22 protein-coding genes are annotated in these 25,617 nt (G+C 73.6%); 5 read left to right on the top strand and 17 right to left on the bottom strand.

The features are described 5' to 3' along the window. Positions 1–29: 29 nt before the first annotated feature. Positions 30–1,571: an IMP dehydrogenase gene (gene guaB, locus BJ976_RS02800; RefSeq protein WP_135028625.1), complete on the bottom strand. Its 1,542-nt coding sequence runs from the start codon at positions 1,569–1,571 to the stop codon at positions 30–32. 132 nt (positions 1,572–1,703) lie between these two features. Here guaB and BJ976_RS02795 point away from each other — a divergent pair, with 132 nt between their 5' ends. Beyond that, the gene (locus tag BJ976_RS02795; RefSeq protein ID WP_135028627.1) at positions 1,704–3,179 is read left to right on the top strand and encodes a dicarboxylate/amino acid:cation symporter; all 1,476 of its coding nucleotides are present in this window, start codon (positions 1,704–1,706) and stop codon (positions 3,177–3,179) included. 80 nt (positions 3,180–3,259) lie between these two features. On the opposite strand, the gene BJ976_RS12165 is transcribed toward BJ976_RS02795, so the two are convergent. From BJ976_RS12165 to groES, 4 genes are all read right to left on the bottom strand, one after another. After that, positions 3,260–4,210 carry a BCCT family transporter gene (locus tag BJ976_RS12165; RefSeq protein WP_308421573.1) on the bottom strand — a complete coding sequence of 317 codons (951 nt, stop codon included), beginning with the start codon at positions 4,208–4,210 and terminating at the stop codon, positions 3,260–3,262. A gap of 31 nt (positions 4,211–4,241) precedes the next feature. Further along, the gene (locus BJ976_RS12160; RefSeq protein WP_308421572.1) at positions 4,242–5,066 is read right to left on the bottom strand and encodes a BCCT family transporter; all 825 of its coding nucleotides are present in this window, start codon (positions 5,064–5,066) and stop codon (positions 4,242–4,244) included. 859 nt (positions 5,067–5,925) lie between these two features. Next, positions 5,926–7,527, bottom strand: coding sequence for a chaperonin GroEL (gene groL, locus BJ976_RS02785; RefSeq protein ID WP_135028629.1), 1,602 nt, complete (start codon positions 7,525–7,527; stop codon positions 5,926–5,928). A 95-nt stretch (positions 7,528–7,622) separates the two neighbouring features. Next, entirely contained in the window at positions 7,623–7,919 is a 297-nt protein-coding gene (gene groES, locus BJ976_RS02780) for a co-chaperone GroES (protein WP_135028631.1), read from the bottom strand. A 529-nt stretch (positions 7,920–8,448) separates the two neighbouring features. On the opposite strand from groES, the gene BJ976_RS02775 reads away from it, so the two are divergent. After that, on the top strand, positions 8,449–9,456 hold the full coding sequence (locus BJ976_RS02775; protein WP_229667424.1) for a type IV toxin-antitoxin system AbiEi family antitoxin: 1,008 nt from the start codon (positions 8,449–8,451) through the stop codon (positions 9,454–9,456). 146 nt (positions 9,457–9,602) lie between these two features. On the opposite strand, the gene BJ976_RS02770 is transcribed toward BJ976_RS02775, so the two are convergent. The 5 genes from BJ976_RS02770 to BJ976_RS02750 all read right to left on the bottom strand — a co-directional run bounded on the left by BJ976_RS02770 (position 9,603) and on the right by BJ976_RS02750 (position 15,062). Beyond that, positions 9,603–10,358 carry an iron ABC transporter ATP-binding protein gene (locus BJ976_RS02770; protein ID WP_135028633.1) on the bottom strand — a complete coding sequence of 252 codons (756 nt, stop codon included), beginning with the start codon at positions 10,356–10,358 and terminating at the stop codon, positions 9,603–9,605. Beyond that, a complete protein-coding gene (locus BJ976_RS02765) occupies positions 10,355–11,419 on the bottom strand; it encodes an iron chelate uptake ABC transporter family permease subunit (RefSeq protein ID WP_135028635.1) in 1,065 nt (354 codons plus the stop codon). The genes BJ976_RS02770 and BJ976_RS02765 overlap by 4 nt, the downstream gene beginning before the upstream one ends. Beyond that, positions 11,412–12,464, bottom strand: coding sequence for an ABC transporter permease (locus BJ976_RS02760; protein WP_135028637.1), 1,053 nt, complete (start codon positions 12,462–12,464; stop codon positions 11,412–11,414). Before BJ976_RS02760 ends, BJ976_RS02765 begins: the two co-directional genes overlap by 8 nt. Next, positions 12,461–13,516, bottom strand: a complete 1,056-nt coding sequence (locus tag BJ976_RS02755) for a siderophore ABC transporter substrate-binding protein (RefSeq protein ID WP_135028639.1) — start codon at positions 13,514–13,516, stop codon at positions 12,461–12,463. Before BJ976_RS02755 ends, BJ976_RS02760 begins: the two co-directional genes overlap by 4 nt. Positions 13,517–13,679: 163 nt before the next feature. Next, positions 13,680–15,062, bottom strand: a complete 1,383-nt coding sequence (locus tag BJ976_RS02750) for a class I SAM-dependent methyltransferase (RefSeq protein WP_135028641.1) — start codon at positions 15,060–15,062, stop codon at positions 13,680–13,682. A 22-nt stretch (positions 15,063–15,084) separates the two neighbouring features. On the opposite strand from BJ976_RS02750, the gene BJ976_RS02745 reads away from it, so the two are divergent. The 3 genes from BJ976_RS02745 (at position 15,085) to BJ976_RS02735 (ending at position 18,603) form a co-directional block, all read left to right on the top strand. Beyond that, positions 15,085–16,290 (top strand): glutamate--cysteine ligase, encoded by a 1,206-nt coding sequence (locus BJ976_RS02745; protein WP_135028643.1) that lies wholly within the window; start codon positions 15,085–15,087, stop codon positions 16,288–16,290. A 97-nt stretch (positions 16,291–16,387) separates the two neighbouring features. Then, positions 16,388–17,575 (top strand): zinc-dependent alcohol dehydrogenase, encoded by a 1,188-nt coding sequence (locus BJ976_RS02740; RefSeq protein ID WP_135028645.1) that lies wholly within the window; start codon positions 16,388–16,390, stop codon positions 17,573–17,575. Continuing rightward, positions 17,572–18,603: an NAD-dependent epimerase/dehydratase family protein gene (locus BJ976_RS02735; protein ID WP_135028647.1), complete on the top strand. Its 1,032-nt coding sequence runs from the start codon at positions 17,572–17,574 to the stop codon at positions 18,601–18,603. Before BJ976_RS02740 ends, BJ976_RS02735 begins: the two co-directional genes overlap by 4 nt. A 10-nt stretch (positions 18,604–18,613) precedes the next feature. On the opposite strand, the gene BJ976_RS02730 is transcribed toward BJ976_RS02735, so the two are convergent. The 7 genes from BJ976_RS02730 to BJ976_RS02700 form a co-directional block, all read right to left on the bottom strand. Next, positions 18,614–19,117: a hypothetical protein gene (locus BJ976_RS02730; RefSeq protein ID WP_135028649.1), complete on the bottom strand. Its 504-nt coding sequence runs from the start codon at positions 19,115–19,117 to the stop codon at positions 18,614–18,616. A gap of 71 nt (positions 19,118–19,188) precedes the next feature. Then, positions 19,189–20,283, bottom strand: coding sequence for a tRNA (adenosine(37)-N6)-threonylcarbamoyltransferase complex transferase subunit TsaD (tsaD, locus tag BJ976_RS02725; protein ID WP_135028650.1), 1,095 nt, complete (start codon positions 20,281–20,283; stop codon positions 19,189–19,191). Between the two features lie 650 nt (positions 20,284–20,933). Further along, positions 20,934–21,521: a GNAT family N-acetyltransferase gene (locus tag BJ976_RS02720; RefSeq protein WP_135028652.1), complete on the bottom strand. Its 588-nt coding sequence runs from the start codon at positions 21,519–21,521 to the stop codon at positions 20,934–20,936. After that, complete coding sequence (tsaB, locus tag BJ976_RS02715; RefSeq protein ID WP_135028654.1) at positions 21,518–22,186, bottom strand: tRNA (adenosine(37)-N6)-threonylcarbamoyltransferase complex dimerization subunit type 1 TsaB; 669 nt, start codon at positions 22,184–22,186, stop codon at positions 21,518–21,520. The genes BJ976_RS02720 and tsaB overlap by 4 nt, the downstream gene beginning before the upstream one ends. A gap of 20 nt (positions 22,187–22,206) precedes the next feature. Next, on the bottom strand, positions 22,207–22,827 hold the full coding sequence (gene tsaE / locus BJ976_RS02710) for a tRNA (adenosine(37)-N6)-threonylcarbamoyltransferase complex ATPase subunit type 1 TsaE (protein WP_135028656.1): 621 nt from the start codon (positions 22,825–22,827) through the stop codon (positions 22,207–22,209). Further along, the gene (alr, locus tag BJ976_RS02705) at positions 22,824–24,053 is read right to left on the bottom strand and encodes an alanine racemase (protein WP_135028658.1); all 1,230 of its coding nucleotides are present in this window, start codon (positions 24,051–24,053) and stop codon (positions 22,824–22,826) included. Before alr ends, tsaE begins: the two co-directional genes overlap by 4 nt. After that, positions 24,037–25,611: an NAD(P)H-hydrate dehydratase gene (locus BJ976_RS02700; protein ID WP_135028660.1), complete on the bottom strand. Its 1,575-nt coding sequence runs from the start codon at positions 25,609–25,611 to the stop codon at positions 24,037–24,039. Before BJ976_RS02700 ends, alr begins: the two co-directional genes overlap by 17 nt. Positions 25,612–25,617: the final 6 nt, after the last annotated feature.

Here is a 25,617-nt window from a genome sequence, read left to right as displayed (position 1 = left end):
GCGGGGTCGCGGGGTCCCGGCGAGGGCGCTCAGCGCGAGCGGTAGTTCGGGGCCTCGACCGTCATCATGATGTCGTGCGGGTGGGACTCCTTGAGCCCGGCGGCGGTGATGCGCACGAAGCGCCCGTTCTCCTTGAGCTCGGCCACCGTGGAGGCGCCCGTGTAGAACATCGTCTGGCGGAGGCCGCCGACCAGCTGGTGCATCACGGAGGCCAGCGGGCCGCGGAACGGCACCTGGCCCTCGATGCCCTCGGGGATCAGCTTGTCCTCGTCCGGGACGTCCGCCTGGAAGTAGCGGTCCTTGGAGAAGGAGCGCTTGCCGTTGCGGGTCTGCATGGCTCCGAGCGAGCCCATGCCGCGGTAGGCCTTGAACTGCTTGCCCTGGTAGAACACCAGGTCGCCCGGGGACTCGGCGGTGCCGGCCAGCAGGGAGCCGAGCATCACGGAGTCGGCGCCGGCCACGAGGGCCTTGCCGATGTCCCCGGAGTGCTGCAGGCCGCCGTCGGCGATGAGCGGCACGCCCGCCGGGCGCGTGGCCTTCGCGACCTCGTAGATCGCGGTGATCTGCGGGACGCCGACGCCGGCCACCACGCGGGTGGTGCAGATGGAGCCCGGGCCCACGCCCACCTTCACCGCGTCCGCGCCGGCGTCCACGATCGCCTTGGCGGCGGCGTAGGTGGCCGCCTGGCCGCCGATCACGTCCACGTGGGCGGCGGCCTTCTCCTTCTTCAGGCGGGCGATCATGTCCAGCACGCCGTGGGTGTGGCCGTTGGCGGTGTCCACCACGAGGGCGTCCACCCCGGCGTCGACCAGCGCCATGGCGCGCTCCCAGCCGTCGCCGAAGAAGCCGACGGCGCCGCCCACGCGGAGGCGGCCCTCCTCGTCCTTCGCGGCGTCCGGGTACTTCTCCGCCTTGTCGAAGTCCTTGATCGTGATCAGGCCGGTGAGGCGGCCGGCGTCGTCCACCAGGGGAAGCTTCTCCACGCGGTTCTTCGAGAACAGGTCGATGACCTCGGCGCGCGAGATGCCGTCCTTCGCCGTGATCAGGGGCATCCTGGTCATGGCGGTGTCCACCGTGCGGGTCTCCCACTCCTCGTGGGGGATGACGCGGGTGTCCCGATTGGTGATGATGCCCAGCAGCGTCATGTCCTGGTCCACCACGGGGAGGCCGGAGACGCGGTACTGCGCGCACAGCTCGTCGAGGTCCGCAAGGGTGGCCTTCGGGCCGATCGTCACGGGGTCCGAGATCATGCCGGACTCCGAGCGCTTCACGGTGTCCACGTGGCGGGCCTGGTCCTCCACCGAGAGGTTGCGGTGGATGATGCCCATGCCGCCCTGGCGCGCCATCGCGATCGCCAGCGGAGCCTCCGTGACGGTGTCCATGGCGGCGGAGACGATCGGCGTGGTCAGCCGGATGTTGCGGGTGAGCTGCGAGGAGGTGTCCGCGTCCGCGGGGATCACGTCCGTGGCGCTCGGCAGGAGCAGGACGTCGTCGTACGTCAGGCCGAAGAACCCGAACGGGTCGGCGGCGGAGTGGACGGGATCCGGGGATGGACCGGTGCTGGTGCTCAAGAGAAGCCTTTCATCGAGGACGGCGACGCCCGTCCAGTTTAGGGCCGTGCGCCGGTGCGGCGCGCGTCACACCGACGTCATGGTTCGACATTGGATTCCGACACCTGTTACGGGTCCGCCTACCCTCGCGGGATGAGCTCCCATCCCTCCCCCTCCCCGGCCGCCGCGGTCGATGCCCCCGTCGGTGGGGTCCCCGCCCCGCGCCGGCGCCGCCTGCCGGGCTGGACCGGCAACTTCGGCTGGCAGATCGTCGCCGCCCTCGTCCTGGGCCTCGTCCTCGGCCTCGCCGCCCGCTCGATGGGCCACACCCCCGACACCCCGACCGCGCTCGGCGAGACCCTCGCGCTCATCGGCTCCGTCTACATCAGCCTCCTGAAGGCCGCGGTCATCCCGCTGGTCTTCTTCGCCGTCGTCGCGTCGATCGCCAACCTGGCGCAGGTGACGAACGCGGCCCGCCTGGCCGCGAAGACGCTGCTGTGGTTCGCGATCACCAGCCTGATCGCGGTGCTGATCGGCCTGGCCGTCGGCGTCGTGATGCAGCCCGGTGTGGGCACCGGGCAGTCCGCCCCGGCCTCGTACCAGGCCCGGGACGTCGGGTGGCTCGACTTCCTGACCTCCATGGTCCCCGCCAACTTCGCCGGCCTGACCGTGAAGACCACCGTGGACGACGCCGGCGCCGTGGCCGCCTCCCCCACCTTCAACGTCCTGCAGGTGCTCGTGATCGCGATCGCCGTGGGCGTCGCCGCGCTCAAGGTGGGCGCGAAGGCCGAGCCGTTCCTCGCCTTCTCCCGCTCCGTGCTGGCGGTCATCCAGAAGGTCCTCTGGTGGATCATCCGCCTCGCGCCGATCGGCACCGTCGGCCTGCTGGGCAACGCCGTGGCCTCCTACGGCTGGTCCACGATGGGCACGCTCGCGAAGTTCGTGGTGGCGATCTACGTGGGGCTGGCCCTCGTCATGCTCGTGGTGTACCCGGTGCTGGCCCGTCTGCACGGCCTGTCCGTGAGGCAGTTCTTCACCGGCGTGTGGCCCGCATTCCAGCTGGGCTTCGTGTCCCGCTCCTCGATCGGCACCCTGCCGGTCACCCAGCGGGTGGCCGAGCGGAACTTCGGCGTCCCCACCGGCTACGCGGCGTTCGCCGTCCCGCTGGGCTCCACCACCAAGATGGACGGCTGCGCCGCCATCTACCCGGCCATCGCGGCCGTGTTCGTGGCCCAGTTCTACGGGATCGAGATGAGCCTGGGCCAGTACGCCCTCGTGGTGCTCGTCTCCGTGCTCGGCTCCGCCGCGACCGCCGGCACCACCGGCGCCACCGTGATGCTCACCCTCACCCTCTCCACCGCCGGCCTGCCGCTCGAGGGCCTGGCGCTGCTGCTCGCCGTCGACCCGATCGTGGACATGGGCCGCACCGCCACCAACGTGGCCGGCCAGGCGCTCGTGCCCGCCCTCGTGGCCAAGCAGGAGGGCATCCTCGACCAGGCCCGCTACGACGCCGAGCGCGTCGACATCATGGGCGAGGACGAGGAGGAGATCGTCGAGGCCCGCGCCGCCCGCGTGACCGACTCCCGCGAGGAGCTCGTCGGCACCCCCGCGGTGGGCCCACGGGGCTGAGACGGCCCGACGCCCCACGGGACACGACGACGCCCGCACCTCCAGGCGGAGGTGCGGGCGTCGTCGTCTGCGGTGAGGGGTCAGCGGGGCCGGTCGTCCTCGTCCAGGTACTCACCCGTGCTGTAGTCGTACGCCACCGGGTTGCCGTCCTCGTCCGTGCGCCGATACCAGTCGGTGAGTTCGGCAGCGGCGGAGTCGAACTCCGCGCCCACGGCGTACTGGCTGCCGGTGGGCACCGGCTCGACCGCGAGCGTGAAGTCGTCGCCGTGGTCCTCGATGCCGTGGCGCACGGCCTTCTGCAGCGCCGCGTGCTCGTACTGCTCGCGGATGGCCTGCGGGTCGTGCCGCAGCTCGCGGAACAGGGCGACGGCCATCAGCACGATCACCACGGCGAACGGCAGGGCCGTCACCGTGATGAGGTTCTGCAGGCCGGCGAGAGCGGTGTCGCCGCCGGTGAGCAGCATGACGACGGCGATGCCCGCCATGCACACGGCCCAGAACGCGGTGATCATCCGACGGGGCTTCGGGTCGCCCTTCTGGGACAGCTGCGAGTTCACCAGCGAGGCCGAGTCGGCCGTGGTGATGAAGAAGATCGCGAGCATGACCATCACCACGGGGGCGATGGACTGGGCGGCCGGGAGCTGGTCCAGCACCGTCCAGAAGATCTCGGCCGGAGCGGGCATCGTGTCCACCGTCCCGTCCGGAGCGATCACGCCCCGCTCGCGCTGCAGCCAGATGGTGGTGCCGCCGATGATCGTGAACGCCGCGATGATGACCGACGCCGGGATGAAGAGCGCGCCGAGGACGAACTGGCGGATGGTGCGCCCGCGGGAGATCTTGGCGGTGAACACGCCCACGAACGGCGCCCAGCTCACCCACCAGGCCCAGTAGAAGACGGTCCAGCCGGACAGGAACGCCTGCATCTCCGGGCCCTCGGACATGTTGGCGCCCAGCATGTCCGGCGCCTGGCCCAGGTAGTCCATGAGGACGCCGGGGATGACGTTCAGCAGGAAGGCGGTGGGGCCGGCCACGAAGAAGAAGACGGCGAGCGCCAGGCCAGCATCATGTTGACGTTGGAGAGCCAGCGGATGCTGAGGGAGGCCGCGGTGCCGAACAGGGTCGCGCGATGATGGCCATGGAGTCGATCAGGCGCGCGATGATCGAGTCGGTGCGGTCGCCCTGCCCGAACAGCGGCCTGAGGATCGAGCTCATGAGCGGCACGCGGCCACGTCGATACGACACGTAGGCCACGGAGAGGCCGACGACGGCGTAGATGGCCCACGCGTGGACGCCCCAGTGCATGGCCGACTGGGCCAGGGCGCCCGTCACGGCCGCGTCGCTGGCCGGCTCGGCGGAGCCGGGGCGCGGGGCGAGGTAGAAGGACAGGGGCTCGTACGGGCCGAAGAAGATGATGCCGATGCCGATGCCGGCGGCGAACAGCATGGCCGCCCAGGAGGCCGTGGAGTACTCCGGCTTCTCGCCGTCCAGGCCCAGGGTGATGTGCCCGTAGCGAGAGAAGGCGACGACCAGCAGGAACACGACCAGGCCGATCGCGAGCAGGGAGAACACCCAGCCGAGGTTCGCCATGACCCAGGACAGGGCGGCGCTGGACACGGACAGGACGTCGTCGGGTCGGGTGACGCCCCACGCCACGAAACCGAGGATCAGGGCCCCGACGACGACGAGGATCACCTTGTCCACGCCGTACCGGACCCTCTGGTCCTCGATGGAGACGCCGGGCACGAGGGCCGGGTGGATGTCGTGCGGGTAGGTGATCTCGCGGACGAAGCGGCGCAGGCGGGTGCGCGACGGCGCCGCGTGCGGGGGGACGGCCGGACCGGAGCCCTCCGGTGCGCGGTCGGAGGTGGGGTGCGGTGGAGTGTCCATCCTCAGAGCGTCGCCAGCGCTCCCCATGCACCCTCCGCCATGACCTGCGGCGCACGAGGACGCCGCCACCCCCGAGCGGAGGTGCGGGCGACGTCGTCGGTGGTCGTCGGCGTGGGGTCAGAAGGTCCCGTGGTGTCCCGCGTCGGCGCCCCGTCCACCACCCGCGTTGGGCGGGAAGGTCGAGGAGATGTCGTTGCCCACGGAGCCCGAGCAGAGGGTGCCCCCAGGGTCCGGGCCAGGGATCCTCCCTGCAGGGTGTATGCCCTCCCATCGGTGTTCCAGGGTGCGGCTCCGGCCAGCTCGGGGCCGCTGAACGCGATCGCCGGGGTCACCGCCGTCTTGACGCCGTCGTAGTCGAGGCAGTCCTCGGTGACCTTCGCGCTCGGAGCGCGGATGGATGCGGAGGAGGGCTTCAGGCTGGGCACCGAGACCCGCCTGGCGCAGATCTCCACGCCAGGAGGTGAGGCGATCGGCGACCCGGGCACGGACGTGACCATGTCCGCTGTGTCGTCCTTGCCCGCACCCGCGCCGAGGAGCGGCCGGGCACCGCACCGGTGAGGCGGCGGCGAGCGGGGCCGACGCCACGGCTGCGACGGCGGGGACGGACCACGCCAGGCCCTGTGTCACCGCGCGGCGGGGGGTCGGACGGGCGGACGGTGGCCGGTGCGGGTGCGGCGCGAGCAGGGGGGGGTGGGCCCGCGATCCGATCACCACCCCAGCCCACCCATAGATGATGCTGTGAATGGCTCCAGGCCCCACCCCCTCGCCCTCCGCACCGACGACGACGCCCGCACCTCCCAGCGGAGGTGCGGGCGTCGTCGTCAGTGGGAACCCCCGGCCCAGGCGGGCCGGGACGGGGTCAGTGCTGGTGCTCGTCCTCGTCGGCGGGCTTGTCCGCCACGAGGGTCTCGGTGGTGAGCACGAGCGCCGCGATGGAGGCGGCGTTGGCCAGCGCGGAGCGGGTGACCTTCACGGGGTCGATCACGCCGTCGGCGATCAGGTCGCCGTACACGCCGGTCTTGGCGTTGAAGCCCTGGTTCGGCTCCATCTCGGCCACCTTGGAGACCACCACGTACCCGTCCTCGCCGGCGTTCTGGGCGATCCAGCGCAGCGGCTGCTTCAGGGCCTTGCGGACGATGTCCACGCCCACGGCGGCGTCACCGGTCAGGGCCTGGACGTCGGCGTCCTCGTCCAGGACGGCCAGCGCGTTGATGAGGGCGGTGCCGCCACCGGCGACGATGCCCTCCTCGAGCGCGGCACGCGTGGAGGACACGGCGTCCTCGATGCGGTGCTTGCGCTCCTTGAGCTCCACCTCGGTGGCGGCACCCACGCGGATCACGCCGATGCCGCCGGCGAGCTTGGCCAGACGTTCCTGGAGCTTCTCGCGGTCCCAGTCGGAGTCGGTGGCGGCCACCTCGGCCTTGATCTGGGAGACGCGGGCCTCGACGTCGGCCGCCTCGCCGGCGCCGTCGACGATGGTGGTGGCGTCCTTGGTCACGGTGATGCGACGGGCGGAGCCGAGCACGTCCAGGTCGGCCTGCTCCAGCTTCATGCCCAGGTCCGGGGAGACCACGGTGGCGCCGGTGAGGATCGCGATGTCCTGCATCATGGCCTTGCGACGGTCGCCGAAGCCCGGGGCCTTCACGGCCACGACGTTCAGGGTGCCGCGGATCTTGTTGACCACGAGGGTGGACAGGGCCTCGCCCTCGACGTCCTCGGCGATCACGAACAGCGGCTTGTTGGCCTGGAGGACCTTCTCCAGCAGGGGCAGCAGCTCCTGCACGTTGGAGATCTTGCCGGAGTTGATCAGGACGTAGGCGTCCTCGAGGACGGCCTCCTGGCGCTCGGCGTCGGTGACCATGTACGGGGACAGATAGCCCTTGTCGAACTGCATGCCCTCGGTGACGTCCAGCTCCGTGGACGTGGTGGAGGACTCCTCGATGGTGATGACGCCGTCGGTGCCGACGGTGTCGAACGCGCGGGCCAGCAGCTCGCCGACCTCGTCGTTCTGGGCCGAGATGGCGGCCACGTGGGCCACCTCCTTGCCCTCCACCGGACGGGCGTTCTCCTGGAGGCGGCGCTCGACGGCGGCCACGGCGGTCTCGATGCCGCGCTTGACCTCGCCGGGGGCGGCGCCGGCCGCGACCTGACGCATGCCCTCGTTCACGAGGGCCTGGGCCAGCACGGTGGCGGTGGTGGTGCCGTCGCCCGCGATGTCGTTGGTCTTGGTGGCGACCTCCTTGGCGAGCTGCGCGCCCATGTTCTCGTACGGGTCGTCGAGCTCGATCTCCCGGGCGATCGTGACGCCGTCGTTGGTGATGGTGGGGGCGCCCCACGCCTTGTCGAGGACGACGTTGCGGCCCTTGGGGCCGAGGGTCACCTTGACGGTGTCGGCGAGCTTGTCGATGCCGGCCTGGAGGGCGCGGCGCGCGTCATCGTCGAATGCCAGCTGCTTGGCCATGATGTGCGCTCCTTTCGGTGCTGCGGGTGGTCAGATCGGGGGGGCGGACGCGTCGGGCCCGGGCCGTGGACCGGTCCCGGGCCCGACGCCGCGGGTCACTTGGTGACGACGGCCAGCACGTCGCGGGCGGAGAGCACGAGGTACTCCTCGCCGCCGACCTTGACCTCGGTGCCGCCGTACTTGGAGTAGAGGACGACGTCGCCCTCGGCCACGTCCACCGGCACGCGGGTGCCGTTCTCGGCCACGCGGCCCGGGCCCACGGCCACGACCTGGCCCTCCTGCGGCTTCTCCTTGGCGGTGTCCGGGATGACCAGGCCGGAGGCGGTGGTCTGCTCGGCCTCGAGCGGGCGGACGACGATGCGGTCCTCGAGGGGCTTGATGGAGACGGACATGCTGCACACTCCTTGTGTTCGTCGGCGGACGCGGGCGGGGCCGGCGTCGCGCATGGTCGCGTTGTCGGGGGTGCCACGGTGCGGGGACCCTGCGTCGTCGCGGTGCCGCGGGGCCCGTCCTCGGGCTTGGCACCCGGTACCCCCGAGTGCCAGATCCGACTGTAGCGCGGCTCTGGCACTCGCACCAAGCGACTGCCAGAGGTGCGCCGTGGGCGGACGCGGGGGCGGCGTCGGCCCCTGCCCGGACTCCGGCCGTCCATGGCCCGGTTGAGGTCACGACACGCCGCAGTCCGTCCGAGCCTCACGGCGTGTCGTGACCACCACCGTGGAGGCCCCGGCAGGGTGCCGGCGGCAGCCCGACGGCGTCCCCTCCCTCCCGGCGACCACGGCCGCCTCGGGTGCCCCGCTCGGGCGTCCGCCGCACGACCGCTCCTGCACCGGTGGCCTCGCCCGGCCCGGAGCCGTCGCTCATCCACAGATGGGGCCGGGGCGCCCTCCAGACGGCCGTGGGCCGGGCCACGCTCGCGGCATGACACCGCCGCTCCTCGACCCCGACGAGTCCGCCCTCACCGACTCCCCCGCCGGCCCCCGCAGCCCCCGCGCCGCCGGACTGCCGCCCGTGTTCCGCCGGTCGGAGGCGATCCGTGCCGGACTGCCGGCGCAGCGCCTGCGACGAGCCGACATCCGCCGGGTGGGCCCCGCGATCTACCAGGACACGGGGCACCCGCTGCTCTGTTGGGCTGCGGTGGACCTCCCGGAGCCGCCCCACGGGATGCCCGGCGAGGTCCTTCACGCGCTGCTGCGACGGCGGGCGGACGCCGTTCTCTCCCACGCGACGGCGGCGCACCTGCACGGCCTGCCGACGCCGTCGGCGCCTCCGCAGGTCCTGGCGCCCATCGACCTGACCGTTCCGGCAGGGTCCTCGCGCGTCCGCCTGCCCGGCGTGGTCGCGCGCCGGCGCCCCCTGAAGGCCGGGGACATGACGATGGTCCAGGGCCTGCGCGTCACCTCACTGGAGCGCACCGTGCTGGACCTCGCGTCGCTGCCGCACCCCTGGACGATCCCCGACGTCGTCGGCGCCGCCGACCACGCGGTGCACGAGCCGTGGTCCCCGTCCGGGCGGCGCCCACCGGCGACGACACCGGAACGGCTCCACGCGGCTCTCCGGCTCGCCGGTCCCTTCCACGGCGCCCGGACCGCCCGCACGGTGCTCGCCAGGACGCGGGTGGGGGCCGACTCCGCCCGGGAGACGTTCCTGCGCCTCGCCCTGGAGGACGCCGGGCTTCCGGAGCCGGCGCTCCAGGCCCGGCCTCGCCCGGCCGAGTCCGAGTGCCCCGAAGTCGACCTCTACCTCGCCGGCCCGGACCTCGCCCTGCAGTACGACGGGCGCACGCACCTCACCCCCGCGCAGCAGGCCAGGGACGCCCGACGGGACGCGTGGCTGCTCGCCCGGGGCTGCCGGACCCTGCGGGTGAACGACGTGGACCACCGCGACGGATACCGCCGGATCGTCCGCCTCGTGCGCGGCATGCTGTGACCGCGTGGCAGGAGTGCCGGGTCGCCCCCGGCCTCTCGGGCCCGCCGGCGTTGTGGTCACGACACGCTGCGCGACCGGTCCGCCTCACAGCGTGCCGTGACCACAACGTGCTCTCAGATGCAGCGGGGGACCCCGGCAGCACCGGCTCAGTAGTAGACGGCCAGCGGACCCTGGGGGCCGTCGACGACGTCGAAGGGCGTCTTGAAGATGCGCTCCAGGACCTCCGGGCGCATGATCTCCGCCGGGGAGCCGGTCTCCACCACGCGGCCGTCCCCCATGGCCACGATGTGGTCGGCGTAGTGGGCGGCGAAGTTGATGTCGTGCATCACGATCACCACGGTGCGGCCCAGCTCGTCCGCGGCCCGGCGCAGCTGGCGCATCATCTGCACCGAGTGCTGCATGTCCAGGTTGTTCAACGGCTCGTCCAGCAGCACGTACTCGGTGTCCTGGGCCAGGACCATGGCCACGTACGCGCGCTGGCGCTGGCCGCCGGAGAGCTGGTCCAGGTAGCGGTTCTCGTACGGGCCGAGGTTGAGGAAGTCGATGGCCTCGGAGACGTGCCGCTCGTCCGCCAGCGTCAGCCGACCCCGGCTGTGCGGGTACCGGCCGAACGCCACGAGCTGGCGCACGGTCAGCCGGGTGATGAAGTGGTTCTCCTGGCGCAGGATGGACAGGGTCTTGGCGATCTCCCGGCTGGGCGTGCGGGTCACGTCCCGCCCGGCCACCTCGATCCGGCCCTCGTCCGCGTCCTGGAGCCGCCCGACCATCGTGAGCACGGTGGACTTGCCCGCCCCGTTCGGGCCCACGAGCGCGGTGATGCCGCCGGCCGGGATGGTCAGGTCCACGGGGCCGATGCAGACCTCGTCGGAGTGGCGCTTGGTGACGCCGCGCAGCTCGATCACAGCCGGCCCTTCCTCATCACGACGACCAGGAACACGATGCCGCCGACGAGCTCGATCACCACGGTGACCGCTCCCCCGGCGTAGAAGACGTGCCGCAGCACCAAGTAGGCCAGGGTGAGCACGGCGTAGCCGGCCAGCGCGGCCACCGGCAGCAGCCGGCGGTGGTCCGAGGTCTCCACCATGCTGTACGCCAGGGTGGCTACGAGGAACCCGAGGAACGTCATCGGCCCGACGAGCGCGGTGGTCATGGACATCAGCACGGACACCAGCAGCAGGGTGACCATCAGCTCCCGCCGATGGCCCAGCCCCGCGTTGACGGCCACGTCCCGCCCGAGGGCGATCACGTCCATCCGGCGCCCGCGCAGCCACAGCGTCAGGCAGACGGCCAGCACGATCGGGCCGGCCACCAGCAGGTACTCGGTGCGGGCGTTGGAGATGTTGCCGAACAGCCGGGCGGAGAGCACGTCGAAGGCGTTGGGGTCGAGCAGCCGTTGCAGGAAGCTGGACAGCGCACCGAGCCCGCCGCCGAGCACCACGCCCACCAGGAGCATCAGGTGGATGTTCCCGTACGGACGGGACAGCAGCCACGAGTACAGCGCGGTGGCCGCCACCACCATGAGCAGGGCCTGGCCCAGGAACGGGCCCACGCCCGTCACCGCGGAGACGCCCGCCGCCCCCAGCAGGAACACCACGGTGGTCTGCACGGCGATGTAGAGCGCCTCGAACCCCATGATCGAGGGCGTGATGATGCGGTTGCCGGTGGCCGTGTGGAAGCTGACGGTGGCGAACGCGTGGCACAGCGCCACGAGCGCGATCACCGCGAGCGAGCCGACGCGCATCTGAGCGATCAGCCAGAACGCCCGCGAGCCGGGCTCGGACTCGTTGCCCCACAGCAGGATGCCGGCGGTGGAGGCCAGGCCCACGGCCGCCAGGGCGGCCACCACGAGCCGGTAGCGGCGCCGGTCCCGCGCCGTGCGGAACGCCCCGGTGCGGCGCACGGCGGGGGCGCCGTCGTCGGGGAGGCGGACGACGACGGCCGGGGAGACAGTGCGCTCAGCCACGGCGGGCCTGCCCCAGCAGCAGGGTCAGGAACACCGCGGCGCCGACGAGGGCGAGGATCAGGGAGATCGGGATCTCGAACGGGGCGATCAGCGTGCGCCCGAGGACGTCGCAGACGATCACGGTCCAGACGCCCGCCATGACCACCCACGGGAGGTTGGTGCGCAGGTTGTCGCCGCGGATCATCGAGACCAGGTTGGGCACCACGAGGCCCAGGAAGGGCAGAGCGCCGATCACCACCGTGATCACTCCCGTGGCCACGGAGACCATGGCGACGCCGGTGAACACCACGGCCTCGTAGTTCAGGCCCACGTTCGTGGCGATGTCCTTGCCCAGGCCCGCCACGGTGAAGCGGTCGGCGATCAGGAACACGGCCACCGTCACGGCGAGCACGAGGAACAGCAGCTCGTAGCGGCCGCGCACCACGGAGGTGAACGAGCCGGCGAACCACGCGCCCAGCTGCTGGAGCATGTCCGTCTGCAGCGCCAGGAAGGTGGAGGCGGCGCCCACCACGGCGCCGAGCATGATGCCCACGATCGGCACGATCAGCGAGGAGCTGAGCCGCACCCGCCGCAGGAACAGGAAGAACACCATGGTGCCCACGAACGCGAAGAGCACCGCGCCCACCATGCGGGTGACGATCCCCGCGCCGGGGATGAGGATCATGGTGGTGAGCAGGCCCAGCCCGGCCCATTCGGTGGTGCCGGTGGTGCTGGGCTCCACGAACCGGTTCTGCGTCATCAGCTGCATGATCAGCCCGCACAGGGCCAGGGCGGCGCCGGCGAGCACGAGGGCCACGGTGCGGGGCACGCGCGTGATCCAGAACATCTCGGTCCCGCCCTCGGTGCCGAGGTCGAAGGCCCCGACGTTCAGGGACAGCACCACGAGGCCCACGGTGACGGCCAGGCCCACCAGGAGCGGCCAGGTCCGCTGCCAGCGGGTGCGCTGCGGGCGGAGGACGGCCGGGGGCACCCAGCACACGCGTTCGCCCGGACCCGGCTCGGTGAGCGGGGTCCGGGCGGCGGCACCGGGACGCAGGTCCGTCACCGGGCCCCTGCGAAGGCGTCGGCGAGGTCCTCCATCACGGTGGTGTAGTTCTGGATGTCCTCGGCCACGTAGAAGTCCTGCGGGAGGTAGACGATGTTGCCCTCCTTGACCGCGGGCACGTCCTGCAGGGCCTCGGACTGCTCGATGAGCTCCTTCGCGGTGGTGTCGCCCTCGCCGATGGCGGCGTCGCGGTCCATGACGATCAGCCAGTCGGGGTTCGACTGGGCGATCGCCTCCACCGAGATGTCGTCGCCCTGGTGGTTGGAGGAGCCGGCCTGCTCCAGGGCCGGGGTGAGGCCCAGGACGTCGAACATCGGGCCGATGGCGCGGCCGGTGCCGGGAGCCACGTAGGAGAGGTCGCCGCCGGTGGCGATCAGGCCCATCACGGTCTCCTCGGAGTCGTACGCCTCCTTCGCACGGGCGATCGCGGCGTCGAGGTCCTCGTTGAGGGCCTGCGCGTCCTCCTGGTGACCGGTGGACTCGCCCAGCAGCGTGGTGAGCTCCTTGAGACCCTCGTCCACGCGCGTCTCGGCGGGGATGTCGGTGTCCACGACGGCGGCCTCGCCGGTCAGCTCGTCGATCTCCGCCTTGCGATCGGCGAAGCGCTGGCCGTTGAAGACCACGTCCGGCTCGGCGGTCACGAAGACCTCCATGTCCGGCTCGCGGTGGCTGCCGATGTCCGCCACGGCGTCGTCGGTGCGATAGGAGGGGCCGCCCTCGCCGCGGAACATCAGCTGCTTGGGCGCGGCGGAGAGCTCGACGCCCCACTCGTCCAGGGTGCGGAAGGTCCGGTTGTCCGTGGTGATCACGGAGTCCACCTCGGAGGGGATCTCCACCTGCGCGCCGGACATGTCCGTCACGGTGGTCCCGCCCGCGATCCCGGCCTGCGATGCGGAGCCCGCGGCGGCGGAGGACGAGGAGCCGGCGGCCGAGGCGCCCGAGGCCGACGAGCCGGCGTCGGCACCCCCGGCGGAGCAGCCGACGAGGGCCAGGGCGGCCACGGAGGTCAGGGCGAGGGCGCGACGGCGCGGGGCACGGGGGGTGGTGCGCATGGGGGTCTCCTCCCGGACGCCCTCGGCGTCGCGGAGTCGGTGGCCGGTCGGGGCCGGGCCGCGTTCAGGTCAGGTGAGGCTTGCCTCAGAGGATTAGCGTACACGAGCCTCACCTAATCCCCGGACCGACCGCCGCCGCGCCGGCCGGTCCCGTCATGCGGCGTCATGCGCCGGCGTCGAGCGGCTCCACCTCCAGCGCGTGGCGGCGGTCCCCCACCCGGGCCAGGACGAGGGTGGCGTGCCGGCCCCCCGACCGGCGCCCGCCGCCGAGCACCCGACGGCGCAGCTCCTCCGGGGTGATGGACACCCCGCGCTTCTTCACGTCCAGCCGGCCGACGCCGGTCTCCCGCGCCCAGCGGCGCAGGGCCTTGACGTCCAGGTCGTGCACGGCGAGCACGCGGTGCCGCCGGCCCAGCGGATGGGCGGGAGCGTCCGGGGCCACGAGGTAGGCCAGGTGCGGATCCAGCAGGCGCACGTCCGGGCCGAGCGCCACGGCCAGGTCCGTCACCAGGTGGGCCCGGATGACGGCGCCGTCCGGCTCGATCAGCACCTGTCCCACGAGCCCGGCCATCCCCTCCTCCCCCACGGCGTCCACCGCCGGGGAGGCCTCCTCGCCGCCGGGGCTCGTCAGCTCGGCGGTGCGCGGGCCGTCCGGCGCGCGGGTGTCCACCGCGAGCGCGGCCCGGCGCACGTCGAGACGCCGGGCCGCCCCGAACCACAGGACGGCTTCGGTGACGTCCCCATCCACACTGGTCCACTGGGCCTCGGCGTCCGCCGGCAGGGCCTCGTGCGGGATGCCGGGCCCCAGCTTCACCCCGACGGTGTGCCCGAGGGCGGCCAGGGACGTGACGAAGGACAGCGGCGGGGAGAACGCCTCGGGGTCGAACACCCGGTCCGCGCCGGACCCGGACAGCCGCCGTCGCGCCGGGTCCAGCCACACGGCGGCGCCGAGGTCGTCCGCGGCGGCGAGGTGCTCGGCGGCCCACGCGAGCGCGTCCCCCTCGACGACGCGGGCCCCCGGATGCGCGGCGAGGTTGGCCGCGGCCGCCGCCGCGACCGTGGGGTCCCGCTCCACGGCCACCGTCTCGAGGCCGGCCCGCACGAAGGCGAGGGCGTCCAGCCCCAGGCCGCAGCCGAGGTCCACGACACGGCCCACGCCCGCCGCATGCAGGCGCGCGGCGTGCAGGTCGGCCACCACGGGCCGGGTGGCCTGCTCGAGGCCGTCACGGGTGAGGAGGAGGCGGTCGACGTCGTCGCCGAGCCGGGCGCGGCCCTTCGCGCGCAGTCCCGCCTGGGTCAGGACGGCGGCCACGCGCTCGGGCGGATGGCCCTCGGCCCGCAGACGGGAGGACAGGGCCAGCGGGTCCTGCCCGGAGACGTCCCCCAGGGCGTCGAGGAGGGCGCGCCCCTCCGGCTCCAGGACGGGGCCCAGGCACGTCGGGTCCGTGGCGGAGTCGGCCGCGCGCGGCCCGGGGGCCCGGCCGGCGCCGTCCGTCCGGGGGCGGCGCGGGCGGGAGGAGCGGGCGGGGCGCTGGGAACGGGCCATGGCTCCACCCTAGGATGACGCCATGACCCTTCCCTTCGCCGCCTCCTCGCAGTCCACGCTCGGCATCGAGTGGGAGCTCGCCCTCGTCGACGCGGCCACCGGCGACCTGCGCGCCGAGGCCCCCGACGTCATCGCCGAGGCGCTGCAGACCGCAGGGCTGGGGCCCGAGGAGGAGCATCCGCACGTCACCGCAGAGATGCTGCAGAACACCGTGGAGCTGGTCACGGGGGTGCACCGGACCGTGGGCTCGGCCGCCGAGGAGCTGCGGGGCATCGCCTCCGGGATCCTGGACGCCGCCGAGCGGCGCGGGATGCACCTGTACTGCCAGGGATCCCACCCGTTCGAGGATCCGAACCTGCAGCCCGTGACGGACAAGGACCGCTACAACCAGGTGGTGGAGATCGCCCAGTACTGGGGGCGGCAGATGCTGATCTTCGGCGTGCACGTGCATGTGGGCCTGGACGACGTCTCCAAGGCCATGCCGGTGGTGAACGGCCTGGTGAACCGCTTCCCGCACTTCCTGGCGCTGTCCGCCTCGTCCCCCTTCTGGGCCGGCGGGGACACCGGCTACCAGTCCCAGCGCACGCAGGTGTTCCAGCAGCTGCCCACGGCGGGGCTGCCCCACCAGTTCGAGGACTACCGGGACTTCGAGCGGTGCCTCGAGCAGATGGTGCAGGTGGGGATGGTGAACGATGCGACGGAGTGCCGCTGGGACGTGCGCGCCGTGCCCCGCCTGGGCACGGTGGAGATGCGCGCGTGCGACGGCATGGCCACGATCGAGGAGATCGCCGCCGTCACCGCCCTCACGCAGTGCCTCGTGCACGACCTCTCCGCCGGTCTCGAGCGCGGCCAGGAGCCGCCGGCGATCCTCCCTCCCTGGTACGTGGCGGAGAACAAGTGGCGGGCGGCGCGCTACGGCATGCAGGCCGAGGTCGTCATGGACGCCGCGGGCACCACGGTGCCGGTGGCCGAGCACCTTTCCGACGAACTGGACCGGCTGGCCCCGGTGGCCCGCGAGCTGGAGTGCGAGGCCGAGTTGGCCCACGTGCGCACGATGATGGCCGAGGGCACCGCCGCCGAGCGTCAGCGCAGGGTGGAGCGCGAGGCGGCCGCCGGGCCGCCCGCGGAGGGCCAGGACGCGTCGGACACTGTGAGCCCCCTGCGCGCCGTGGTGCGGGACGCGGCCGGACGCACCCTTCGCTCGCTGCGCGGCGACGCCCGGCCCTGAGCCCGCGGTCCGGTCACGCATCCCCGGCCTGACCAGTGCGGATGCGCCGCGCCCCGGGCCTTCACCCCGGCGGCCTGCACCGCCTAGCATGACGTCCATGCGAGCACTCACCTGGCAGGGAAAGCGAACCGTCTCCGTCGAGGACGTCCCGGACCCGACGATCCAGGAGCCCACCGACGCGATCATCCGGGTGACCTCCACGGGGATCTGCGGATCGGACCTGCACCTCTACGAGGTACTGGGCCCGTTCATGGACGCCGGGGACGTCATCGGCCACGAGCCCATGGGCATCGTGGAGGAGGTCGGCTCGGCCGTCACCCACATCCGGCCCGGGGACCGCGTGGTGATCCCCTTCAACATCGCCTGCGGCCACTGCTGGATGTGCGAGCGCGGGCTGCAGTCCCAGTGCGAGACCACCCAGGTCCGGGAGCAGGGCTCCGGCGCTGCGCTGCTGGGCTACTCCCGCCTCTACGGCTCCGTGCCGGGCGGCCAGGCCCAGTACCTCCGAGTCCCCCACGCCGACTACGGGCCCATCAAGGTCCCCCACACCGGCCCCGACGAGCAGTGGCTGTTCCTCTCCGATGTGGTCCCCACCGCGTGGCAGGGCGTGCAGTACGCGAACCTCTCCAAGGGCGACACCCTCGCCGTGCTCGGCCTCGGCCCGATCGGCCAGATGGCCGCGCGCATCGGCGTGCACCTCGGCTACCGCGTGATCGGCGTCGACCCCGTCGCCGAGCGTCGCCACATGGCCGCGCGTCATGGCGTCGAGGTCATGGACATGCAGGGCTGGGGCGGCCGCGAGGTCCCCGAGCTGCTGCGCGAGGCCACCGGCGGCCGCGGCCCGGACGGCGTGGTGGACGCCGTGGGCATGGAGGCCCACGGCTCCCCCGTGGCCAAGGCCGCGCACCAGGCCGTGGGGATCCTGCCCGGCCCTGTGGGCCGGGCGGCCATGAAGACCTCCGGTGTGGACCGCCTCAACGCGCTGCACACTGCGATCGACGCCGTCCGCCGCGGCGGCACGGTGTCCCTGAGCGGCGTCTACGGCGGCATGCAGGACCCGATGCCCATGTTGACCATGTTCGACAAGCAGATCACCCTGCGCGAGGGCCAGTGCAACGTGCGCCGGTGGATCGACGACCTGCTGCCGCTCGTGGACGACCCGTCCGACCCGCTCGGCGTGCTGGACCTCACCACCCACACCGCCCCGCTCGAGGACGCCCCGGCGATGTACGAGACGTTCCAGAAGAAGCAGGACGGGTGCATCAAGGTGGTGCTCAAGCCGTGAGGATCGTGGTCCTGGGTGCCACCGGCAACGTCGGCACGGCCCTGCTCCACCGGCTGCACGAGGCGCCCGAGGCCACGGAGATCGTCGGCGTGAGCCGCCGCGGCCCGGACCGGGACGGCGCCCCGTACGACGGCGTCGAGTGGCACCGCCTAGACATCGCCGCCCCCCTGGCGGAGGAGCGCCTCCGGGAGATCGTGACGGGCGCGGACGCCGTCGTGGACCTCGTCTGGGTGATCCGCCCCAACCGGGACCGGGAGCACCTGCGCCGCGTGAACGTGGAGGGCAACGAGCGCGTGTTCCGCGCCGTAGCCGAGGCGGGCGTGCCCCATCTGGTGTACGCCTCCTCCGTGGGCGCCTACGGCCCCGCGCGCAAGGACGTGCGCTCGGACGAGTCCCACCCCACCACCGGGGTGGCCACCTCGCACTACGCCGCCCAGAAGGCGGAGGTCGAGTCGGTGCTGGACCGCGTGCAGGCGGACCACCCGGAGCTGCTGGTCACCCGGCTGCGCCCGGGGCTGATCTTCCAGGCCGGCGCCGGACCGGAGATCAAGGACTACTTCCTGGGCGACCTCGTCCCAGCCCGCCTCGCGGCGCGGCTGCGCACCCCCGTCCTGCCGTTCCCGGCGGGCCTGCGCTTCCAGGCGCTCACCGCGCAGGACGTGGCCGAGGCCTACTGGCAGGTGGTCCGGCAGCGGGTGGGCGGCGCGTTCAACGTGGCCGCCGAGCCCGTGCTGGACGCCCAGACCATGGGCCAGCTGCTGGGCGCCCGCCGAATCCTGGAGGTGCCGATGGCGCCGGTGCGGGCCCTCGCGGCCGCCACGTACCGGCTGCGCGTGCAGCCCACGGACCCGGGCTGGCTCGACATGGCCGCCGCCGTGCCGGTGATGGACACGTCCGCGCTGCGCGAGGCCACCGGCTGGTCCGAGACCGTCTCCGCGCAGGACGCCGTCCGGGAGGTGCTGGACCACCTGGACGGGCCCGAGGGCCTGGGCAACGCGGGGCACCGCTCCACCTCGCCCGCGGAGTGAGCGGCCCCCGTCAGCCGCGCAGGAACTGCTCGGGCAGGACCGCGGAGGCGATCCGCCGGACCTCCTCCTGCTGGCGCTGGGCGGAGTCGTACAGCTCGTGCATCTCGGACTCGTCGATCCGGGGGTCGTGCGGGGCGAGCTCGGCGAGCACGTGCCACATGCCGGACTTGGCCTGGAGGGCGCCCTGGAGGAGGTCCAGCTCCACCTGGGTCCAGCCGCTGCGGCGCGAGCGCAGCGCGTTCACCGGGTTCAGCCGGCCGCCGACCCGGGCGGCGACGCCGACGGCCCGGGCCGTCACGGGCACGCGGCCGCCGACCTCGTGGATGAGGCGCTCCAGGCGCTCCTGCTCCTCGAGGATCTGCCCGGCGATGTCCTTCAGGGCACGCTCGTGCTCGGTCCCCTTCCACGTGCTGGCCGCGGCCCGGAACATGTTCACCCCGCTGCGGGAGCCCAGCAGGTGCTGGACGAGGTAGTCGGAGAGGGTGTCGTCGTCGATGCGGCGGGTCTGGGTCATGCCCTCCGGTCTACGCAGGCGACGCCGCCCGCGCTAGGTCTGGCGGCCGGGCTGCGGGACATCGCCGCTGGTCAGGGCAGGCTGACCAGGCCCACCGGCTGGCCTGGATCCGCGCCGAAGGCCAGGTCCGAGGGGGCGACGCCGTCGGCCACAAGTCGGGCGCCGAGCGCGGCCACCATGGCCCCGTTGTCCGTGCAGAGGCCCACGGGTGGCACCACGAGCTCGATCCCGGTGGAGCGGCAGCGGTCCGCGAGGAGGCTGCGCAGGCGCGAGTTCGCCGCGACGCCGCCGCCGAGCATGAGGTGGGTGAGCCCGTGCTCCCGGCAGGCGCGGACGGCCTTGGCGGTGATCACGTCCGCGACGGCCTCCTGGAAGGAGGCGGCGATGTCCGCGCGCGGGACTTCCAGGCCGCGGGCCTCGAACTGCTCCACGGCGCGGGAGACGGCGGTCTTCAGCCCGGAGAAGGACCAGTCGTGCCGGTGCGGGCCGGGCTCCTCGGCGCTGCCGACGAACTTGCCCGCGGTGAGACCGCGCGGGAAGCGGAAGGCCGTCGGGTCGCCCTGGGCGGCGAGCCGGTCGATCACGGGGCCCCCGGGGTAGCCCGCCCCGATGAGCCGGGCGACCTTGTCGTACGCCTCGCCCGCCGCGTCGTCGATGGTCGAGCCCAGCAGCTCGACCTCGGAGCTGATCCGGCCCACGCGCAGGATCTCGGTGTGCCCACCGGAGACGAGCAGCGCGCCCAGGTCCTCGGGCAGGTCGTCCCACTGCGCGGGCCGCACGCCGTCCAGCATGCCGACGCCCACGTGCGCCACGAGGTGGTTGATGCCGTAGAGGGGCGTGCCGAGGGCCGTGGCCAGCGCCTTGGCCCCCGCGACCCCCACGATGAGGGCGCCCGCCAGACCCGGGCCGGAGGTGACGGCGATCGCGTCGAGGTCCGCGAGGGTGACGTCGGCGGTGTCCAGGGCGCGGCGGATCGTGGGCACGAGGGCCTCGAGGTGCGCGCGGGCGGCGATCTCCGGGATCACGCCGCCGAAGCGCACGTGCTCCTCCACGGAGGAGGCGACCTCGTGGGCCAGCAGGGCGGTGCCGCGGACGACGCCGACGCCGGTCTCGTCGCACGAGGACTCGATGCCGAGCACGAGGGGGGCTGCGGTGGCGGTGGGCATGGGCTCCAGTCTAGTGAGCGGTCGGGAATCGGGTTGGATACGTACCGAGCGAGGATTTACCTTCTGGGAGATGCTACTCTGCCCGGTTCCCATGAATTTCAGATTCCGCCGAGTCTGACACTACATAGCCAGCGTCAAAATCTTTAACTCGATTTCGAGAAATGCTTGCCCTCGGCGATCCAATGACGACCATACCTACAGAGGCTCCCGGCCTTCCATTAGAACTCTTTTGACGCCTTGTCCGTCGCCGCAGCCAAAAATAGGTAATAGACATTACAGCTATGGCAAGCGCACCAGCGCGCAATTGCCAGATTACGTCAGGCAAGACGAGAAGAGCCACACTCAAAACCGTTGGAACTACAGCCAATATGAATGCAGCCAAGGATTCTTCTTGCCTGGAGCTCAACTCTTATTATCCTCGACTGAATCAGGGTCAATGAATCGTGAAGCGATATTGTTATCCGCCTCCACGTTAGATGAGTCCTTGATTAGGTACCCAGTCTCGAATCCGATTGCGCTATTGTTTCTCATCACAAGATTGTCTACACCCTCAATGTGGAATCCGACGCTCTTTGGAATATCTTTGCTCATTTCCTGGAACTCCCACTCTCCATCTTTCTTATCGCAACCAGTACCCATTGTAACGTCACTCACAGAGCCTTGCGCATGATCACGGCGTCGTCGCCGCCCGGGTAGTAGCGGCGACGCACGTGCAGCTCCTCGAATCCGTGGCGCGCGTAGAGTCGCCGGGCGACGGCGTTGGAGGCCCGGACCTCGAGCATGAGCGAGCTCGCGCCGCGCGCCGCGGCCTCCGCGGCCATCCAGCGCAGCTGGGCCGCCCCGATCCCCCGCCCCTGCGCCGCCGCGACCGTGCCCACGGTCTGCACGTCGGCGACGTCGCCGACCACCATGATCCCGCCGTAGCCGACGATCTCGCCGGGCGCGGGGCCGTCGTCGTCCGCGGAGCCGGGCGCGGCCACGTCGCGGACGACCACGCGGTAGTCCCGGGTGGGCGGGCGGCCGTGCGCGTCCCGCCCGCCGGCGGGGCCGGTCTGGGCGAGCTCCTCCTCGTAGAAGTGCGCGGGCCAGGCGTCGAGCGGGAAAAGCGTGGCCTCGTGGGCGAGCACCTCGGGGATGTCCCACACGGTCATGGGGCGCAGCAGGTACCCGGGCGGCAGCCCGTGCTCGTCCTCGGCGGGGCGCCCGTCGCCGGTCGGGGCCGGCTCGGCCGGGCTCATGCGCCCGCCCGCTTGCGGGGGCCGGGGACCTTGGCGTCGGACTCGCGCAGGTAGAGCGGCTCGGCGGGCACGAGGCCGCGGCCGCGCCGCAGGGCGAGCTCGGCCACCTGCCCCACCCCGACGGCGGACGGCGTGGCCGTCTCCCAGTCCGGCACCGCGCGCAGCGCCTCGGGGTAGAGCCCGGCCCCCGCGCCGTAGACGGGCAGCGGAGTGACCTCGTCCGCGGGCGAGACGAAGGGGCCGTGCAGCAGGGTCGGCTGCCCGCCGACCTGCGCGTAGTGGGCCCAGTAGACCTCGCGGCGGCGGGCGTCCGTGGCGACCACGAACTCCTCGATCCCGTGGCGGAAGGCGTCGACGCCGGCCTCGTGGGCGAGCGCGTCGAGGCTGCGGACCCCGTGCACGGGCACGTCCCACGCCAGGCCGAGGGCGGCCGCCGTCGCCAGGCCCGCGCGCAGTCCCGTGAAGGGCCCGGGGCCGACACCGACCGCGAGCGCGTCCAGCGCGGTGCCGATGACGCCGGCCTCGCCGAGCACGGCCTGCACCGCTGGGGCGAGCACCTCGGCGTGGGCGTGGGTGTCGTCCGTGGCCCAGCGCGCGAGCTCCTCACCGTCCCGCAGGACGGCCACGGACGCGGCGGCGGAGGAGTCGAGGGCGAGCAGCAGCATGGGAACCAGTCTAGGAGCGCTCAGCCGCGGGGCAGGGCGACGCCGGCCCAGCGCGGCCCGTGCGCCCGCACGACCGCGGTGCGCACCTCCTCGGCGGCCTCGCCCTCCTCGTCGGAGAAGTCGGTGACGATCACGGGGGCGGCACCGTCGTCGCGCGCCCCGTCCTGCGCCCCCGCCCGCCCGTCCGCGGCGCCGCCGAGGGCGCGGACGATCTCGACGTCCAGCCAGGAGGCCTCCGGGTCCTCGGGGAACCCGGCGAGGGACTCGGCCAGGCCGCGGCCCCACTCCACCACGGTGACGGAGCGGTCGGCCGTGGCCTCGAGGTCCAGGTCGGTCAGCTCGCCGCCCGAGCGCAGCCGGTAGGCGTCCACGTGCACCAGGTCCGGGCCGTCCGCGAGCGCGGGGTGGATGCGGGCGAGCACGAACGTCGGGGAGATGATCCCCTCGCGCACGCCGAGCCCCGCGCCCAGGCCCTGGGTGAAGGTGGTCTTGCCGGCCCCGAGCTGGCCGGTGAGGATCAGCACGTCCCCGGCCCGGAGGAGACCGGCGAGCCGCGCGCCGAACGTGCGGGTGCCCTCCGCGCCGTCGAGCTCGACCTCGGCGGTCCAGCGGGGGGCGGGGAGACGGTCGAGGGCGGTCATGCGCGGCCCTCCCCGGTGTCCCCCGGGGCCGCCGCATCCACGTGCACGCGCGGCACGCGCGGGGAGATGCGGGTGACGAGCTCGTAGTTGATGGTGCCGGCGGCCTCGGCCCACGCGTCGGCGGGGATGCCGGAGTCCGGGCCGAACAGCTCCACGGGGTCGCCGACCTCCTCCCGCGCGTCCGGGCCCAGGTCCACGAGGAACTGGTCCATGGCGATCCGCCCGACGGCGCGCACGTGCCGCCCGCCGACGGCGACGGGCGCGTGTTCGGCCACGCGCGGGACGCCGTCGGCGTAGCCCAGCGGGACCAGGCCGAGGACGGTGTCCCCGGTGGTGCGGAAGCGGAACCCGTAGGAGACGCCCTGGCCGGGGCCGACGCGCTTGACCTGGGCGAGCGTGGTCTGGAGGGACATCGCCGGGCGCAGGCCGAACTCCTCCGGGGACCGGCCCGCGAACGGGCTGAGCCCGTAGAGACCGAGGCCCACGCGCACCATGTCGTGGTGCAGGTCCGGGCGGGTGAGCGCGGCCGGGGTGTTGGCCAGGTGCCGCACGCGCGCCGGCACGCCGGCCGCCGCGAGGACGCCCGCCGCCGCCGCGAACGCACCGGCCTGCGCGTCCGTCTCCTGGGCCCGCTCGGGCTCGTCGGCCACGGCGAGGTGGGAGAACACGCCCTCGACGTCCACGAGGCCCTCGGCCTGCAGCGCGGCGGCCCGCGCGGCGAGGGCCGGAAGGGCCTCCGGGAGGCAGCCGTTGCGGCCCAGGCCGGTGTCCGTCTTGACGTGGACCACGGCCCGGCGTCCGACGGCGCGGGCGGCCGCGGCCACGGCCTCGAGCTCGGCCGCGCTGGAGACGCCGAGGGCCACGTCCGCCTCGAGCGCGGCGGCGAACGGGGTGTCCCGCGTGTGCAGCCAGGCCAGCACAGGGGCGGCGATCCCCGCCGCGCGCAGCTCGAGCGCCTCGGCCACGTGCGCCACACCGAGGCGGTCGGCCCCGGCCTCGAGCACCGCGCGCGCCACCGGGACCGCGCCGTGCCCGTAGGCGTCGGCCTTCACCACGGCCATGAGCCGCGGCGCGGTCCCGTCCGCACGGGTCAGGCGGGCGCGCAGGGCGCGGACGTTGTGCCGCACGGCGCCCAGGTCCACCCGGGCGCGGCGTTCGAGCGGCGGGACCGCGGGCGGGGCGGCCGGGCGGGACGGGACGGGGAGGGTCTCACTCACGCCCGTCATCCTCCCACCACAGCGCGGCCGTCACGGTTCCGACCGCGGCGGGCAGGGCGTCCGCCACGGCGCCACGCCCGGCGGCCGGACCGGTCCCGGCGCGGGCGTGCAGCCAGGCCGCGGCGGCCGCGAGCGCCGCCGTCGAGGGGCGCCCTGCGGCGGGGGACGGGCCGCCGGCCCGGACGGCCCGGGCACGGTCGGCGGCGAGGACCGCGCCGAGCACCCCCGCGAGCACGTCGCCGGTGCCGGCGGTGCCCAGGGCCGGTCCGCCGTCGCGCATCAGCCATGCCTCGCCGTCGGGGGCGGCCACGAGCGTCCGGGGCCCCTTGAGCAGGACGGTGACCCGGTGCGCGGCCGCCCACGCCCGCAGCCGCTCGAGCTCGCCCGCCCCGCCGGCGTCCGCGTCCTTCGCCCCCGCCACGGGCAGGCGGTCGCGCAGCCGGGCCCACTCCCCCGCGTGCGGGGTGAGCACCACGCGGGCGCCCGAGGCCGCGAGCGCCGTCAGCTGCTCCGCGGTCACGAGCTCGAGGGCGGACGCGTCCACGACCACGGCAGGGGCGCCGGCCGGCTCCCGCCCGGCCGCCGACACGGCGTCCAGCACGCGCTCCAGGCGGGCCCGGGCCTCGGCGTCCGCACCGAGGCCCGGCCCCACGACCCACGCGTCCGCCCGGTCCGGCTCCGGCCCGTCGGCGGAGGCCAGCGCGGCGGGATGGGCGGCCAGGACGAGGTCCTGCGCCGCCGCCGGGCCCGCCAGATGGGCCATCCCGGCCCCCGCGCCCAGCGCTCCGCCCACCGCGAGCACCGCGGCCCCGGGGTAGCGCTGCGACCCGGCGGCCAGTCCGACCACGCCGCGGGTGTACTTGTGCGCGTCCGGCGCGGGTGCCGGGTGCAGTCGCCGCACCGCGGCCCGGTCCACCCCGTGCAGTCCCGTCCGCGGCTCCGGGGGCAGATGTGGCCCCAGCCCGATGTCCACGAGGTGCACCCGCCCGGCCGCGGCGGCGCCGGCCCCCAGCAGCAGACCGGTCTTCACGGCCCCGAACGTCACGGTGTGCGCGGCGGCGAGGACCTCGCCGGCCACCCCTCCGGTGTCCGCGTCCGCCCCGGAGGGCACGTCGCACGCCACCACCACGGCCCCGGCGGGCAGGTCCCGGGCCGCGGCGGGCAGGGTCAGGGCGCCCCGGGCGCCCGTCCCGAGGATCCCGTCCACCACGACGGCGGCGCGCGCCGGCACGGCGTCCGCCACCCGGCCTTCGGCGGCCCGCAGCGCGGCCGCGCCCTCGGCATGCCAGCGGGGGGCGCCGTCGTCGTCCCGCACCACGGGCACGGCCACGGCCTCGACCCCGCGGCGGCGCAGGAACGCGAGCGCCCACAGTGCGTCGCCCCCGTTGTTGCCCGTGCCCACGAGGGCGGCCACGGTGGCGCCGGACACCCGGCCCCGTGCCCGCAGCACCGCCGCCACGTGCTCGGCCAGCCCCCACGCCGCGCGGCGCATCAGGGCGGGGCCCTGGCCCGCCGCCAGCAGGGGCCGCTCGGCCTCCCGCACCTGGGTGCCGGTGAATGCGCGCATGGACGC

The organism is Micrococcus flavus, assembly GCF_014204815.1.
Lineage (GTDB): Bacteria > Actinomycetota > Actinomycetes > Actinomycetales > Micrococcaceae > Micrococcus > Micrococcus flavus.
This window is presented reverse-complemented; position numbering and strand designations above follow the sequence as displayed.